The 16475-nt window shown below is 54.1% G+C and carries 9 protein-coding genes; 6 read left to right on the top strand and 3 right to left on the bottom strand.

Annotation, left to right across the window (positions count from 1 at the left end):
* Positions 1-98 precede the first annotated feature (98 nt).
* Both EPA93_RS02970 and EPA93_RS02965 read left to right on the top strand, forming a co-directional pair.
* Positions 99-1457 carry an ISKra4 family transposase gene (locus tag EPA93_RS02970; protein WP_129885608.1) on the top strand — a complete coding sequence of 453 codons (1359 nt, stop codon included), beginning with the start codon at positions 99-101 and terminating at the stop codon, positions 1455-1457.
* A 108-nt stretch (positions 1458-1565) separates the two neighbouring features.
* On the top strand, positions 1566-2708 hold the full coding sequence (locus EPA93_RS02965; protein WP_129885607.1) for an epoxide hydrolase family protein: 1143 nt from the start codon (positions 1566-1568) through the stop codon (positions 2706-2708).
* Between the two features lie 243 nt (positions 2709-2951).
* Here EPA93_RS02965 and ppsA read toward each other — a convergent pair whose 3' ends face one another.
* Both ppsA and EPA93_RS02955 read right to left on the bottom strand, forming a co-directional pair.
* Entirely contained in the window at positions 2952-5591 is a 2640-nt protein-coding gene (ppsA, locus tag EPA93_RS02960; protein ID WP_129894419.1) for a phosphoenolpyruvate synthase, read from the bottom strand.
* A gap of 184 nt (positions 5592-5775) precedes the next feature.
* Positions 5776-6468: a TetR/AcrR family transcriptional regulator gene (locus EPA93_RS02955; protein WP_129885606.1), complete on the bottom strand. Its 693-nt coding sequence runs from the start codon at positions 6466-6468 to the stop codon at positions 5776-5778.
* 285 nt (positions 6469-6753) lie between these two features.
* On the opposite strand from EPA93_RS02955, the gene EPA93_RS02950 reads away from it, so the two are divergent.
* The 4 genes from EPA93_RS02950 (at position 6754) to EPA93_RS48190 (ending at position 11500) form a co-directional block, all read left to right on the top strand.
* Entirely contained in the window at positions 6754-8022 is a 1269-nt protein-coding gene (locus tag EPA93_RS02950; RefSeq protein WP_165422837.1) for an MFS transporter, read from the top strand.
* Between the two features lie 207 nt (positions 8023-8229).
* Positions 8230-9111: a class I SAM-dependent methyltransferase gene (locus EPA93_RS02945; RefSeq protein ID WP_129885604.1), complete on the top strand. Its 882-nt coding sequence runs from the start codon at positions 8230-8232 to the stop codon at positions 9109-9111.
* Between the two features lie 105 nt (positions 9112-9216).
* Complete coding sequence (locus tag EPA93_RS02940; RefSeq protein WP_129885603.1) at positions 9217-10542, top strand: glycosyltransferase family 2 protein; 1326 nt, start codon at positions 9217-9219, stop codon at positions 10540-10542.
* A gap of 790 nt (positions 10543-11332) precedes the next feature.
* Complete coding sequence (locus tag EPA93_RS48190) at positions 11333-11500, top strand: hypothetical protein (RefSeq protein WP_165422836.1); 168 nt, start codon at positions 11333-11335, stop codon at positions 11498-11500.
* A gap of 112 nt (positions 11501-11612) precedes the next feature.
* Here the strand turns inward: EPA93_RS48190 and EPA93_RS02935 are convergent, their stop codons facing one another.
* Positions 11613-16475, bottom strand: a complete 4863-nt coding sequence (locus EPA93_RS02935) for a cation-translocating P-type ATPase (RefSeq protein WP_129885602.1) — start codon at positions 16473-16475, stop codon at positions 11613-11615.

Below are 16475 nucleotides of genomic sequence, written 5' to 3'. Positions count from 1 at the left end.
CTGAGAGGTCGTACCCAAAACCCGGGGCTAGACAAGAGAGATTCCCAGCGGTGATAGGATAAACCAAAACCCAATCTTGTCACCGAAAGGAACCTCTCATGCAGATACAAGTATCGCTCACGTTGGACGTGAATGCAAACGCAAGCCTAACGCAAATGGAAGAACAGGTCAAAGAAGCAGGCCATCGCTGGATGCGCCAGGCCCTCAAAGAAGTGGTTGGGCAGTGGGAACAGGCTCATCGATCCTGCCGGGCATGTGGGAGCACGCAGGTACGCACGGAAGGCACCGTAGGCAGAAACATCCAGACCCTCTTCGGTCCGGTGTATCTGGCTCGTCGTCGGTTTCGCTGCCAGCAGTGCGGGCAACGATGCTGTCCGTCCAATGGGCTGCTTTCGCATGTCCATCTGAGCCGTGTGACCGAACCCTTACGTGAGGCGGCGATGATGGCAGGAGCCTCCTGGCCCTATCGGCAGGCCGCTGGTTGTCTCAAGCGGCTGACGGGAGCCCAGATCAGTGCCGAAGCCATCCGTTTGCTCACGAATGCAGAAGGCAAGGCAGCGGCTCACCGTCAGGCCGAACACACGGCCTCCTCGTCCCCCCAATCTGCGTCCAGTCAGCCAGCCCCAGCCGATGAGCGCTGTGTGATTGGGTTGGATGGGGGATGGGTGTGCAATAGAGAAAAACGAGGGGGCATGGAAGGAAAAATCGGAGTGATTGCCAGTGGACAGGTCTGGGGGAAAGAGCCAGAGCAGCCCAACGGATCGATGACCTGGATCGAACTGAACCGGTATATGGAGCAGCATCATCACCCTGCAAGGCAGCGGAGCCGTTGGAAAAGGCGTCGGTACGTCGCCACTTTTGCAGATGCTCGCGCCATAGGCGAGCAAGCGGCGTATGCGAAAGAAGCCCTCGGGTTGCACCATCATCGGACCATTGTGGTGGCAGATGGAGCTCATTGGATCAAAAAAGAAGCAACGATGCACTTTCCCGATGCCCAGTGCATTTTGGACTGGCCGCATCTGTGGCGAACGGTGCGCACAGCGGCCAACCTTGTCGGAATGCTGACCCAACACAGCCAACACGAGCACGCACGCGTGGTGAACCAGTTGGAAACATGGCTGTGGAAAGGCGAGGTGGAACGGGCTCAAGAGGTGCTCAAGCAGTGGCGAAGCGAGTTGGCTGGACCGCATTCTCATCGGCTGACCGCTCTGCGGCAAGCGATCACGTATCTGGACAGGCAGCGAGAGTGGATTGGGTCGTATGAATACTGGAAGCACCAAGGCTATCCGGTGGGCAGTGGCATCATCGAGCGAGCGGTGGCGCTGGTAATCAATCGGCGGATGAAGCGGCGTGGCATGCGCTGGTTGCGCCGCAATGCCACCGCCGTGGTGGCGTTACGGGTCGACCTGCTCAATCACGATTGGTCGATGCCTGCCTCTACTCGGGTCTTCCCCTAAATGGTTGAGGTGGCCCCAGGTTTTGGGTAGAACCCGTCTGAGAAGGGCAGATTTTGTCCTCGTTTAGTGCTACAATCTCTTTGTACAAATAAAAGGAGAAAGAGATATATGACTATTCAACCCTTCAAAATAGCCATCCCTCAGCCCACCCTTGACGATTTGCGTGAGCGCTTAGCGCGCACGCGCTGGCCTGATGAGGTCGAAGGAGCTGGCTGGAGCTATGGCACGAATCTGGACTATCTCAAAAGTCTGGTGGCCTACTGGCAACATGAATACGATTGGCGCAAACAGGAGGCGGCGCTCAACAGATTTACGCAATTTCGCACAGAAATAGATGGCCTGGGCATTCATTTTATCCATGAGCGGGGCAAAGGGCCGAAGCCACTGCCAATCATCCTTACCCATGGCTGGCCCGATTCGTTCTATCGCATGCACAAGATCATTCCCATGCTCACCGACCCGGAAAGCTTTGGAGGCAATGCGGCTGACTCCTTTGATGTGATTGTTCCCTCCATTCCCGGCTTTGGTTTCTCCGATCCAGTGCGCAAGCCAGGCTGGACGGTGAAACAGACAGCGGAGTTGTGGGCCACTTTGATGCGAGACGTACTTGGCTACCAGCGCTATGCTGCCGCTGGTGGGGATGGTGGTAGCCCTATCTCCCAACTCCTGGCGCTCAGTAGTCCCACATCGGTCATCGGCATCCATCTGACCGACATTGGCTTTCAGGCCACCATGAACCTGGACCCAGCGAGCCTGACGCCCATTGAGCAAGAGTACCTGGGGGCGATGCAGCAGAGATTCTTTCAGGAGGGTGGATATGTCATGATTCAGTCAACCAAGCCGCAAACGCTGGCCTATGGTCTCAATGATTCGCCAGTCGGGCTTGCTGCCTGGATTATCGAAAAATTCTATGGGTGGAGTGACATCGATGGCGCCCTTGAGCATGCATATACGAAAGATGAACTGCTTACCAACATCATGATCTATTGGGTGACCCAAACGATCAATCCCTCGATTCGCTCCTACTATGAGGAAAGCCACGCGCCATCCCTCCAAGCCGGGCAGCGCGTCGAAGTTCCGGTAGCTATGGCCCTCTTCCCCAAAGATACTCCTGCTCCGCGTGCTCTTGCCGAGCGTACCTTGCGTATCGAGCGCTGGACAGAGATGCCACGAGGTGGGCATTTCCCTGCTCTAGAGGAACCAGAACTGTTGGTTGAAGACCTGCGGGCCTTCTACAGTTCTTTGCGCTAGCGAGATTTAGATGGCACTCAACTGACACAGACAAGGACGGAGAAAGGCCTTTTCTCCCTCCCTTGTCTGCAAGATCAGTCGTGTAATCACAAGCCGCGCACCAAGCTCACGGTATCCAGCTCAGCCCGGCCAGCATCAGTACTGCTCTTTTCTACAGTGATGGCAAGAACTTCTCTCTGTAAGGAGAAGCAGGTCAGCCAATGGTTGAAAAGAATATGGCGCGTGCCGGAAAAACCATGCAGGCTATTCCAGGATTTCCACATACCCTTTCGTGCCGTTGACCCGAATCCTCTGCCCATCTTTGATCAGCCTTGTTGCATTTTCTACGCTCACGACGGCGGGCAGACCATACTCTCTGGCGACAACGGCCCCATGCGTCATCATGCCCCCGACTTCCGTCACCAGCCCTTTAATCGAGACAAACAGCGATGTCCAGCTGGGATCGGTAAAGGCGGTGACCAGGATATCGCCCTCCTCAATGTCGGCCTCCTCCAACTTTAAAACGATCCGGGCTCGCCCTTCAATGCAGCCAGCTGAAACAGGCACTCCTATCAATGCGCCTCTGGGAAATTGGCCAGTGTCGTACTCACCGGTGATGATCTCTCCATCGGAGGTCATTACACGGGGCGGCATCAATTTCTCAAAGAGCTCGTAATCCCTTTTGCGCTGCGTGATGAGATCGTAGTCAAGCTGGTAAGTGCTGGCAACCATGCGAAATTCTTCAAAGGTGAGATAGTAGCTATCCTCCGGCTCCTTGAGCACTTTTTTCTGCACCAGGCGGGCTGCCTCTTTCAATAAAGCCTGTTTATAGACGTAAAAACGCTGCATGAGAGCGTACTTGGGATATTCCCGGAAGCCAATAAAATTGCGGAAAACGCTAATCATCTTCCTGGTCTTTTTGGCCTTGCGCTGGCCGCCGGGCAGGCGCTCTAACCGGCTGAGCAGCTCTTGTTCCTTCTTCTCTACTTCCCGCAGTTTCTCCTCAACTATAAGCTTGTGAGAACCCGGCGCGAAATTCTTAATATTATTGCTGATCATGGGAATCAGTAACGTTGGCTGCTCAGCCCAGCGCGTCCTGGTAATATCAATTTCTCCGGGGCAGCGCACGCCATATTTTTTGAGATAGTACCGGATGGCATCAGCGACGGCTTCGCCACCTTCCAGCTTCTCAAGATCCGCAAAAAAAGTTTCGTCGTTGGCATGTTGAAAATATTCAAGCACAGCCGGGTGTTGCCTTACAACGTCGGCCACATCTAAAAGCTCAAGCCCCATTTCCGTGGTGACATTATTTGATAAAGATTGGGAAAGAACATCGGTAACCCCCTCTTCGCCCAGCCATTTCTTCATGTTTTTGCCCAGCCGACTTGAAGCATAGATGCCGACAATACCCAGGCCATAGTTGGCCAAAACTATCGTCTTAAAGGCCTCATCCATATCCTGTAAGATAAAATCGAAAAGGCTCTCTCCTGATTTGTGGCTGATCCTCTGCGCCACATCCTGCGTCAGAACGTCATTTTGTGCGATAATTTTTGCGATGAGATGCGCGTCATTTTCCCTGTAGATTTTCAGCATCTGGAACAACCCGGAAATCAGATCCCCGAGCGAGCCGCCACTGAAGCCAAGGGTGGTCTTGCCCCGGGGCAAGGATTTGATCAAATCCTTCCTTTTCAGGACATTGAAGAGAGCTTTCTGGATCAGAGGATCGACCGAGCCGAGACCGTTTTTCACAAAAACCTTGCTTGCCACTGACGAAGCAAGATCATGAGAGATGTCAAGATAAGGCCGATCGCCAGCCTCGACCGGTGTTGCGCCAAGTTTACTAAGCCAGAGCGGGAAGAAGGACAGGCCAAATGGTTTGAGGGCATCAGTCATCATCTGCTGATGACCGAGCGACATATAGACATGATTTTTTCCGTCGTTCACCTTTGGCAGCGGATATAAGGTAGTAATGGGACGGCTCTGCACGATGTACAATTGATCTTCATACAGGCACCATTCGATATCCTGGGGACGAGCAAAATACGCCTCGATGCTTCTGCCAGTTCTCTCAAGCTGCAAAATCTGCTCATCAGTTAGCGTTTGCTTATTCTGCTGCTCTGATTCTAACTGCTGTTCCTTCGTGCCCCCTGCTGGCAAGGCATAGATCGCCAGCTTTTTTGTCGCTATCTTCTTACTTACTATCTTGCCCTCCTGTACTTTATAAATATCAGCGTCCACAAGGCCTGAAACCAGCGCCTCACCAAGACCAAAGCTGGCATCGATAGACACTACCTTTCTATTCGAAGTGATCGGATCAGCTGTAAACATAATCCCTGCAGCATGCGGGAAAACCATTCTCTGGATCACGACTGACAGAAGAACCTTGTTGTGAGCGAAACCGTTCTGTAGGCGGTAAATCACCGCGCGCTCGGTAAAGAGTGAGGCCCAGCACTTGCCGATGTGTTTCAGAATGGCTTCCTTGCCGATAATATTTAAATATGTATCTTGCTGACCGGCAAAGGAGGCAGTTGGCAGGTCCTCCGCGGTGGCGCTGGAACGCACGGCATAGGCATTTTTCTCACCTAGATTTGTTAGCTGGTCGGTAACTGCTACGGCAATATCCCTGGCAATGGCCGTTTCTTCGATAACGCTGCGTAGCTTGCCGCTGATCTCACGAATCTTGTCCTTATCCTCTACTTTTAAAAGCGCTAGTTGCTCAAGGAGCACATGAAAGGCTGGCGTTTGTTCGATGGCTCTTTTATAGGCTTCGGTTGTAACGCAGAAGCCCTCAGGTACGCTTATCCCAGTGATTCTAGAGAGTTCTCCCAGATTGGCGCCTTTCCCCCCGACCAGGGCAAGTTTTGTTTTATCGATTTCCTGAAAGCCAAGCACATATGGATTCATAGCATGCTCCTCTCCATCTTTAATGGATGTTGTGAACGAGAAAGGGGTTGCATTCAGCGCGTTGTCAGCCTGGTTCTTGACTTCATCTTCCATAAGGCTTTCCTTTCCCTACAGATAGGGTACAAGATGATACTGCTAGAGAGGAGGCACAATTTTTTCGTTCTGGGCTCAAATCGCGTGAGTGTCAGGAAAGGAGAGCTTGCCAGCGCGAGAAATTTTCGCGCCAGGGCTGCCGTAACCCTCCCGGCTGCATGCCTAGCACGCGCTCAAGCGCATCGGCTGTTGCCTCGCCAAGCTTGACAAGTTGAGAGATGTCGGGATGCTTGCCGCTCTCAGCGAAGAAAAGTTCAACTGTGGCATAGCCAAGGTCTTCTTGCAGAGAGAGGAACGTTCTCGCGGCCTGATCAGGATAGGCTGTGGTGAACACGCCTTCTGCGATCCCTTGCCGAATGATTTGTGAGAGCAAGGGAGCGAGTCGCTTGACGCGGGCCAGGTAGAGCTTCTGGCGAAAGAGGGCATTTTCATCGGAATACCAGATGCGCATAAAGGCGAACAGCAGGTCCAGGTTTTCTCTTTTGCCCTGATCGAGCGCCTCGAAGAAGCTAAGCAATTTATCCTGGGCGGCCAGCTGGCGATCAGCAACGATGGGAAGCACGAGTTGCTCAGCTTGCTCTCCAATACGCTCTACCAGCGCCATCAGTAAGGCTTGTTTGGACTCAAAGTAGTGATAGAATGCGCCGCGGGAAATCTGCAGCGCCTCTAAAAGATCCTGAGTCGTCATCTGCTCATAGCCTTTGGTAGTAATATAACGCTGGGCCACATCCAGAATGGCGTTGCGCTTCTGGGCGTATTCGTCTGCTTTGACACTGCGGGTCATCGTGTCTCTCTTTCTTAGACCGACAAACGGTTTATCTTTAAAAAGAGTGTAGTTGACAGGAGCGCCATTGTCAAGAGGTGCCATTTTTTGCGCTGCAGTTGAAAAAGTTCCAGGTGGCTAGCCAATTTACCTGCCTGCCAATATCCCTGGCAAATCAACCGGCGCTTGACATTTTCTGCTCTTATGCCTATTATTAAAATAACTGACCAGATAGTTATTATCGGGATGCTGAGAAATATTTGTGGAGAGAGGCGGGCAAATGGCAAGCCATCCTGGAGAAAAATAATGAAGCCAACCGAAAAGCCGTTACCGCTCGAATATGAGACGATCCCACCGGGGAAAGGTCCGTTGATCAATCGTAACTTTGCCTTGCTCTGTGCCGGGCAGGCCATCTCCACACTTGGAGATTTCGTCTATAGCACAATGCTTGTCATGTGGGTATTTACCCTGACCCATTCAGCGGCTGCGGTTAGCGGGGTGCTAATTGCGCAGTATGGACCACTTTTTCTGCTTGGGCCGCTGGCAGGTGTTTTCGTCGATCGCTGGGATCGGCGGCGCACCATGATTGTCGCCGATGTCGCGCGGGCGTTCGTGGTCCTGGGCCCACTTCTGCTGGAGAACCTCTGGCAACTTCCAGCCATTTATCTAAGCGCTTTCTTACTCTCGTGCTTTGAATGTTTCTTCATGCCGGCTAAATCCGGGCTCTTACAGGTGATTGTCGCTGAAGAGCAGCAGACAAAGGCGGCCTCCGTCAGCCAGACAATCTTTGCCCTCTCATTGCTGGCCGGTCCCGCCCTGGCGGCAGTGCTTTATGCTAGTGTAGGGCCAACTGCGGCGATCCTCATCGACGCGGGCTCATTCCTGGCCTCGGCCCTCTCTTTGCGGATTATGCGTGTCTCGCCGCAGGTCCTTCGTCCTTCCGTGTTTCGGATGAGCGAAAATGGCGGTATACGTCAGCTATTCAGCGAACTGCTTGATGGTGTGCATATGATCGTCAAGACGCCTACCTTGCGTGTAGTGATTCTGCTTGCTTTCGTTGGCATGTTTGGAGCTGGCGCGCTCAATGCGCTTGATATCGTCTTTGTGAGCCGCAATCTTCATGCTGCTGCACCTCTCTATGGCTCCCTGGTTGCGGTAGGCGGACTTGGCGCATTGCTTGGTGCTATTGGCGCTGGCATCATCTCAAAATGGGTATCGCCAAAAGTGCTGCTCACCGCCAGCGTCTTTCTAGGCGGCGTCGGCATTCTTCTCTATTCTTTCCAGACAGTATACGGTGTAGCCCTGACGTTGACTTTTCTCCTGTCTCTGCCCCAGGGCGGCATCGATGTTGGGTACGAAGCGCTCCTCATCACCTCCACGCCTCGCAACATGATGGGGAGGGTGCAGGCTCTGCTAGAAACTGGCATCTTCGCTGCAAGCTTTATTTCGGCCTGCCTGGCGGGATACCTGGGGCAAATTCTCCCGGTGAATATCATTTTTGCCGGTTGTGGCGCTCTGATTCTGTTGGCCGGGCTACTCGGTTGGCTCGGTCTGGCGGGAGCGCCGCGCGAATAGATCTTGTTAAGAGGGCAAAACTGCCTGACACATGCTTTCATGTGAGAACAATTGCATGGGCCATGGTTTTAAAGAAGGTCCAGGAGTGACTCGACAGAGTGGCAAAGACTAATGTATACTCCTTTGCAGGGAGGATGGAACCTCTCTGAGAGGCAGGGGTAGATAATCGAAGATCTGCCCGCAGTAAAGTAACAGGAAGTAAATAGCATGCCAACACCTTTTGAGACACCTCCAAACGAACAGCCCTCGACCTACGTCGTACAGGATCGCTCCAATCAACAAGAACTTGAGCGCTTACAGATCCAGGATCAGCTAGTCACTACAGCGATGGGGGGAGTATTGCCCGAACAGGCTGATCCCGAAAAGTTCCGCCGCATTCTTGATATCGGCTGCGGCCCGGGTGGCTGGCTGATCGAGACGGCCAGGACCTATCCTGGCATCTCGACGCTCGTTGGTGTTGACGCGAGCCAGAGCATCATCACAGCTGCGCGTACAAAGGCCCAGGCTCAAGGGCTTGCTGCACGCGTAGAATTTCACGTTCAGGATGCCTTGCGTATGCTCGAATTTCCCACAAGCTATTTTGATCTTGTCAATCTGCGCTTTGGGCAAAGCTGGATACGCACCTGGGATTGGCCCAGGATGCTTAGCGAGATGCAACGCGTCTGTCGGCCTGGAGGCATCGTTAGGATTGTCGAAGGGGAACTGGCAGCCGAGAATAACAGCCCCGCACTCACCCGATTTTGCCAGCACATGGTGGAGGCGTTCTTCCAGGCTGGTCATCTCTTCTCGCAGGAATCTGCCTCCGTTGCTAATCATCTGCCCGACCTGCTCAGCCGATATGGCTGCTTGCACGTCCAGAGCCACAAATATTCGCCCGAATTTCGGGCCGGAACCTCTGCTGCAGAGGCCTACCGGGAAGATATTCGCTTTCTCGTCTACACGCTACGTCCCTTCCTGCAGAAACGGGGCTGTTTGCCTGCAGACTACGAAACGCTCTCCCAACAGGTTCTGGCCGACCTTAAAGAGCCGACGTTCCAGATTCATGGTCATCTGTTCATAGTGTGGGGTCAGGCACCAGAACGCGGATGACGCGATGGGCCTGCCTGGTGGGGTACCGGGAGCAGTTTCTCCCGGTGAATATGGTTTTTGCTGGTTATGGTGCCGTGACCTATATATTGAAAGGAATCAAATTATATGCAAACCGGGAGGACTTTGCGCTTTTTTATCTGTACGCGAAATCGCCCGGAAACTCTTGAGCGGTGCATCAATAGCATCGCGGTTTCCTGTCGGCGCGCCTTTCCTGGTTTGCAGGCTCACTGTTACGTGTTTGATGATTCGACGGAGGAAGATGCCTCTAACCAGATCCGGGCTCTCTGTGCGAGAAAAACTTTCCCAGAGCTTGTTGTATCTCTCATTACGAATGTAGAGAAAGAGAAGTTCTTGAAGTATCTGATCGAACAAGCTCCCCATGCCGCTACTTTTCTTGCGACTAATTGCAAGCAGCTGGGAAAGGGTTCCTGGGATGCTGCCGGGCTGCGGAATGTAACCCTGTTGTATGCCTGCCTCTGCTCTTCCGAGGAAGACCTCTTGATTTTTCTTGATGATGATATCAGCTTGCAGACTCTCACCTATCAGGGGCATTTGCTCTCTGTGGATGGCGCTCAAGCTTTGCAGGAAATGAATGCGCGGGTAGCCGCTCGGGCTGCGGTTGCTGTGGGTGCTGGATATATAGGAAGATTTGATGGAGCCGTCTATGATCATCTGGGGGATCTCCTGGCCCAAATCGAGGAACAACTCTCTTATGAAGAGGGAATAACACGTGCTGGGAAGACGCTTGAAGCATTGATGGGCTTTCCCGACGTTTTGCCGATCCGTATCTCTCTCTCCGCGGCTATGCAAGACGAAGAAGATGCCTATGGAGCGGGTATCATTCGGCCTGAGATTAGCGGAGCTGCTCTGGCGACAACGCGCGCGGCTATTTGCTCTCACCACTTCCCGCGCTGCTATAATGAGGATTGGATCTGGCTAGCGCTCCTGGGAGAGCAAGATGATGCCCTGCAAAAAATTGCTACGGATGTGATTCATGCTCCGCCTTCCCAATTCAGCATTAGGCCAGAGTTTTTCCTTTATCAAAATGGTGGTGATGTCCTGTACGCGGCGGTTCGGCGCGCGCTGGAATATAGACCAGATTCATATAATCGAATTGCCTGGTGCCAGGAACATTTTTCTGTTCAGCATGTGCAGCAGGCGCTTGAGGACCGAATTGCCTGGATGGAGAAGCTGCTGCATAAGGTCTCTATCCTAGAACGGTTTCTGCAGGACGATCATAGAAAAATTCTTTGGCAACCTGAAGAAGCGGGAGCTCTTGTACACACGGCCCAGGCGCTGAGAGGGTATATAGAATATGCAGTAGATTTTATGTCAGAAACCCCGGTAGCATACTGGTTTGACATGCTTTCCAACTATTTCGCTGATATTGCTCTGTGGAGAAAGATCATGCAGATTGCCTCCTCCCGATGACCATAAGCCGTGATTCCCTTGTTGCGATGGGGCCTGATAGAAAGGCTCGGGCGGTTTGCTCTCATTGAGATCCAAACGATAAATGTTACGCATAGAGCAAGCTTTTCGCCAGCGCTGCTGCGTTTGCCAGGTCTCCAGCCAGCACAAGGCCTTGCGTAAAGCCAGCATGGGATTGACATAGCCTGGTTTCCACCAATGCATTTTGCACCTTGACTTTGGAAAGGATGGCGGCTATACTTTCAATAGAAATGAGTTATCCCCCCTCCGGGATAGGGGATAATGCAGAAATTGGGAAATGAGGGTTGTGATAGCGTGTGAGACCAATAAGGTTATCCAGGCCCTCAGAAAACCACACGTTTAGTTTGTACAAGTCTTCTAGCACACAGAAGGAGATGCGGTCCGTATGGACGGCGGTAGTAGACGACCTCTCAGTTTGCGAGAGGGTTCCCAACAATGTGTAGCAGAAGCAACCTTGAGCTGATAGGCTCTTCTTCCTGAGAATGGCTGTCACCTCACCGCTTGCTTTGCTACGAATACTGGATATTCGAACTGAAAGCGAGCCGTGGTGAGGTGATCTTCTGGCAGCCTGATTCCTTGCAGCACTGCTGACCTTCTCCTCTCACGCCTCCGCAGATGTCTTTGGCGTCAGTGACTTCTCACCGACAGCGACATGACAGGTGCTCTTTATATGCTGTCCGCTGGCTGTGGTTGCATTGTCCGGCGCTGCACTATGCTTTGCTTACCTTCATAGCTAATGTATACTCAGCTAGAAAGAGGAAGGAGAGAGGTTATGGAGAACATTTTGCTGCTTACCGATACTGTAATGGAGTATGTTGTTGAGCCTGCTCAGAAGTCTACAAGGCCTGCCAGCTGGGTAAAAGTGCTTGAACATATCATGCAGATGCTCAAGGTTGTAGCGCTCTCCTGTCAGATCCTGGCATGGCTTAGTCTTCTCTGACGAGAGGAGGCATAAGCGAATTGTTAAGGGACATATTGAGGGGCAGTAGCAGCAGTTTATGTAAGAGAACATACTGTTACTACTGCCCCGATGTTGTTTTAGCGTGCCCTTTTTATTTTCCTGTGCTCAGAGCCGCAAGGAGCGGTTGAGGGGCGGGAACAGCTAAATGTTGGGAGGAGGTTGCCTTTTCGATCCTGGCGAAGATATGGCTCATAGCCAGAGCAAGGATTATCCCACCTCCTATAAGCCCCCATCCGGGAAGGGTTGGCATAACAAGACCGAGGAAATTGCGCAATGGCGGCACAGTCAGAGTTGCCAGCAGTACACCAAGCGATCCTCCCACGGCCAGAAGCACTGGCCGGGTCAGCCCTCCCTCTGTGCGACCGGCATCAAGAGTTTGTGCTAACTGAGTGACAATAACGCTGGCGAAAGCAACCGAGCGAGCCTGGGACAGCGTACCGGAGCCAAGGGTGATACCATATGCGATGAGCGAAGGCAGTGCCGTTGAGAGCGCCCGCCGCACAATGTCATTGCGCAAGGGTTTATCAAGCGCCCTGGCCCCTTCGCGGTCCAACCCTGCCAGACTACGATGCTCTGGCTGCTGAAGGGCAACGGCAGTAGCGGGCAGAATATCGGTAATTGCATTCATGGTCAGAATCTGGCTAGAAGTCAGAGGGAAGGAAAGGCCGAGCAAGCTTGCGCCAACGACAAGGCCCAGTTCACCTAAATTGCCGCCAAGCAGCAGGCCAAGCGCGCGGCGAATGTTGCGCCAGAAGCTTCGACCTTCAACCAGAGCTTCGACGAGAGTGGAGAAATTGTCATCTGTCAACACTACGTCAGCGGTCTGGCGCGCGACCTCTGTTCCTCCACGGCCCATTGCTACTCCGACATTGGCAAGACGGAGGGCTGGTGCATCATTGACGCCATCGCCAGTCATTGCAATGGTATGGCCTCTACGCTGCAAACCCTCGATGATGCGCAATTTGTCAAGAGGTGTTGCACGGGCAATCACCGCAGCTTGCTCCAGGCGGCGCTCAAGTTCACCATTGTCTAGATCGGCCAGATCAGCGGCGGTGAGCACTTCCTCTTTTCCATTCAGGAGACCGGCCTCTATTCCGATAGCACGTGCGGTTGCAGGATGATCGCCTGTAATCATCATGACACGTACACCCGCTTCACGACAGCGGCGTACTGAAGCTTTCACCGTTGGGCGCAAGGGATCGCTGATGCCTAAAAAGCCGAGGGCGACCAGCCCACGCGGCTCATCAAGTGCGGCATCAGCAGGTCCTTCAGCAACCATAAGAACGCGTAAGCCACGTTTAGCCAAAGAAGTTGCGCGCACTAGCAATTCTCGCTGGGCAGCTTCGTCTAGAGGGAAGATCTCGTGATTACGACGGATGGCGGTGCAGTAAGCAACGAGGGCCTCTGGCGCCCCTTTTATACAGAGGCGGCCCTGTGCTACTGTTGCATGGAATGAGCGCACGGGATCAAAGGACAGTTCTGCCTCGTGAGTAACCTGGATCTGCTCGCTAAGGCCGGCCATGCTGGCGGCCCGTACAATTGCAATATCGGTGAGATGGGCGCGCGCATCGGGGGCATCGGGATGAGGGCAGGCAAGCGCTCCTGTGAGCAGGACGGAACGGAGAGCTTCTGGTATCGTCCCCGGCAAGGAAACCTCCTGCTCGCTGTCAGCGATCAAACTAAGAGTTAGGTGGCCCTCTGTCATCGTTCCCGTCTTATCGGTGCAAGCCACATCAACACGCCCCAGTGCTTCAATGGCCGACAGGCGCCGCACGGCAGCATTGCGACTGGCCAGACGCTTTGCGACGCCCGCCTCGCTCACCCTGGTAAGGATCGGCAAACCTTCGGGGAGGGCCGTAAGGGCAAGAGTTGCGCCAGTCGAGAGCAAGATCCCTATGGGCAGGCGGCGTAATAGACCGGTGAGGATTATTAGCCCTCCTCCACCTATTGAGAGCGGGATAATCAGGCGGAGGAGCCGCGCAAGGCGTGTATCAAGGGGACTGGTTTCGGACTCTCGCGTCGTCATTGCGGCCGCTGTTGCGCCCATTCTCGTTTGGCTAGCAACAGCAGTAACTACAGCCAGTCCACGGCCAGTCGTCACATCGCTGCCGGCCAGGACAACGCGGCTGGCTGCGGTTGGTCCATCTGGATCTTTGGAAATTGGCAAAGATTCTCCTGTAAGCGCAGATTCATCGACTTCCAGGCCGTGAGCGCGGAGCAGACGTGCGTCAGCGCCAATACGATCTCCCGACTGCAAGAGCAGGATATCGCCTACCACAAGATCGGCAGCCGGAATCTCCATGGCTTTGTGATCTCTCAGCACATTTGCCGTAGAGATTCTCATGTTCTGTAGAGCCTGCGAAACTTGATTGGCTCTATACTCTTGCCAGACGCCTACCGCAACATTGGCAAGGATGGTTGCACCAATAATCAGGACATCAGCTGTTGCGCCAAGAAAGAGAGAGAGTCCGGCGCCTAGCGCGAGAATGCCTATCAGTGGCGAACGCACCTGTTCAAACAAAGCAGAGAAACCTGAATGCTGCTTTATAGAGGTTATACTCTGCCCACGACGTCTGGCTGCCTCCTCGCTGTTCAGCCCTTCCTCGGAGGTATTCAAGCTCTGGAGCACCTGTGCTTGCTCCTGTTGTCCCCAGCGTTCAGGATGGGGATCAACTAAATGGGCAATGCTCGACCCTTGACGCCTACCTCCGCGCAGGCGCAGCCATCCATCGGCCAGGGAAGCTAGAGCGGTCGTATAGACCACACGCGTCGCCTGCTCTATACCTGGCATACCTCGAATGCCCCAGATAGCACCAACAGCGTTGGACACGATGGACAGAATGATAGAGTCTCGTACAGTGGCCTCGCGTTGTGAAGCCGCCTCAATGATTGCCACCACGGCGCCCAGGTCGGGAGCCAGCAGGTCTGTGCGCGCTGGCAAGCGGGAACGTCCCTCGTTCAAACCGATAGCCAGATCGCAAGCTGCAAATCCGGGAGCAGCACTTGCATTGTCAGAGACAAAGGCAACGAAAGCGCCATCCTGCTGCCTTGTACGGATAATGTGCACAGCCTCCTCGCACTCTAGCACAGCTACGTTCGCACGGTGTGCCAGGGCGCGTACAGCCAACTGATCCCCTTTACCGAGTATAGCAAGCTCAACACCGTAGCGGTGGCATGTCTGCACCAATTCTTGCAGACCAACGGCTAGCTTTGGCCGCAACGCGAGCAGGCCGAGTGGTTGCTGTTCCCGATCACGGCGCAGTACCAGAATATAATTTCCGCTCTGGCGTAGGCGCGTGGCCTCGGGGAGAGAACACCAATCCTCGCTGGGGCCAAGCGTATATCTTGTCTGCCCCACAAGCGCGGTAGCAACCGTCCCGTCAAAGTTTCCTTCGGCTGCCTCCACCTTGCGCGCACCTTTGAAGACACCTCCCCAGGGAGAACCAGCCGCAGCAGAGATACTTCCCGCCAGTTCGAGTAGATCGGCTGCATCAGCCCCTTCGTTCAAAGGGAGTACAATCGTTAGTTCGAGGCCGCTGGTAAGTAGGCGAGCATTGTCCATAAGCAACAGATGTGGTAAGCGAATAGCGCGTCCTTTGCGTGTACCAACAATGGTAGCGCCAGCTCGCAACACACGTGCGTTTGTGTTAAGATCGGCCGAATCCTGGCCTATCAGCGCCGTACGGGGATTGACCAGAAGCAAGGCTGTCAATGTGCTGCTGAAGGAGCGCGTTAACAGAGCAGCTCCTGTGGCATAGAGCAGCGAGATCGGTCCCAAAAATTGCTGATAGCGATCAAAGAGAGTGGACCTGACGGGCGCGGGGCGCGGCTCTGGAGTGAAGGCCTGAAATGTTGCTTCATGTTTTACCTGGCAGACGAAAGGTCCGCCATAGAGTCGAGCACCTGCCGGGATCAGGCTCCCCTCGGTAACCGGCATCGGCATTCCATCGAGGCCTGATGCTGTTCCCGTTCCCTTGAGAATACGGGCTGCGAGTGGAAGCCGCTCACCCTGGTCAAGGTGAATGACGGTATCAGGTTGCGCAGAAGGAGCGCTGGTTTCCCGTTCCTCTTGACGGCGCCACGCTTGTTGGCGGGCATAGACCTCGGTGACCAGGCGTAGCGACTCGGTTCCGGCAACTGCCAGGCCCAGAGGACTGCCGGCAAGGGTAAGCGAAACAATAGCTGGCACATTCATGAGTAGATCTGCTACTGTACGCCCTAACAATTTGCGCAGGCCATAGCGTACCAGGGGAATGCTCTGCACAATACCGATCATACTTGAGACGTGCAGCGCGGCTCCGGCGCCTGGTAAAGGCTCTTGCGCACCAATCAGGCGTCGTGTAGCGAGCAGGCCCAGCCCAAGTATGGCTCCAATGCTGCGGGTAGCGCCTTGAAGGAAAGGACCTGGATCGAGAGGATGAGCAGGATGATCCTCTCCTGGTAGTTCCGGCAGTTCTAAACCTGCCACCTCAGCAAGCAGATCCTCTAGCTCGGCATGGTGCTCATGAAACTCGACAAGGACGCGTCCCGTCAATATATTCGCTCTTGCGCGCAGCCCGGGATAGCGGCTTTCAAGATGTTCTACCACGCGCTTCGCCAGATGCGGATCACGGTCCAGGCCTCGCACAGCGATACGCGCTCGGATCATCTGCCCCTGCTTCTCTCGTATGGCAGGTGGGAGGGCAGGCTCCGAATTAAGCGTATCATCGGGTTGGTCCAGCTCAAACCTGCCCAGCGCCTTCAGAAGCTGCTGTTCACTTGTCTGGGTTGGATCAAAGAGGATAAGAACGTTTCCCGTCAGAGCATTGGCCTGGGCGCGCTGAACGCCCTGCAACTGTCGTAGTTCTGATTCCACACTACGCTTTCCGCCCCCTTCCCAGCCGGGTAGATGCACGCGAAGCCGACCGGTAATGGAGTGAAGGACTTGTGGTTCTGAAGAGATAGCAAGGCTCAT

This window comes from Ktedonosporobacter rubrisoli (assembly GCF_004208415.1).
GTDB classification, from domain to species: domain Bacteria; phylum Chloroflexota; class Ktedonobacteria; order Ktedonobacterales; family Ktedonobacteraceae; genus Ktedonosporobacter; species Ktedonosporobacter rubrisoli.
This window is presented reverse-complemented; position numbering and strand designations above follow the sequence as displayed.

Coding starts and splice junctions, on each gene's coding strand:
- EPA93_RS02945 (WP_129885604.1), top strand. CDS start 8,230: ATGCCAACACCTTTTGAGACACCTCCAAACGAACAGCCCTCGACCTAC.
- ppsA (WP_129894419.1), bottom strand. CDS start 5,591: ATGAATCCATATGTGCTTGGCTTTCAGGAAATCGATAAAACAAAACTT.
- EPA93_RS48190 (WP_165422836.1), top strand. CDS start 11,333: ATGGAGAACATTTTGCTGCTTACCGATACTGTAATGGAGTATGTTGTT.
- EPA93_RS02955 (WP_129885606.1), bottom strand. CDS start 6,468: ATGACCCGCAGTGTCAAAGCAGACGAATACGCCCAGAAGCGCAACGCC.
- EPA93_RS02940 (WP_129885603.1), top strand. CDS start 9,217: ATGCAAACCGGGAGGACTTTGCGCTTTTTTATCTGTACGCGAAATCGC.
- EPA93_RS02935 (WP_129885602.1), bottom strand. CDS start 16,475: ATGAGCCTTGCTATCTCTTCAGAACCACAAGTCCTTCACTCCATTACC.
- EPA93_RS02965 (WP_129885607.1), top strand. CDS start 1,566: ATGACTATTCAACCCTTCAAAATAGCCATCCCTCAGCCCACCCTTGAC.
- EPA93_RS02970 (WP_129885608.1), top strand. CDS start 99: ATGCAGATACAAGTATCGCTCACGTTGGACGTGAATGCAAACGCAAGC.
- EPA93_RS02950 (WP_165422837.1), top strand. CDS start 6,754: ATGAAGCCAACCGAAAAGCCGTTACCGCTCGAATATGAGACGATCCCA.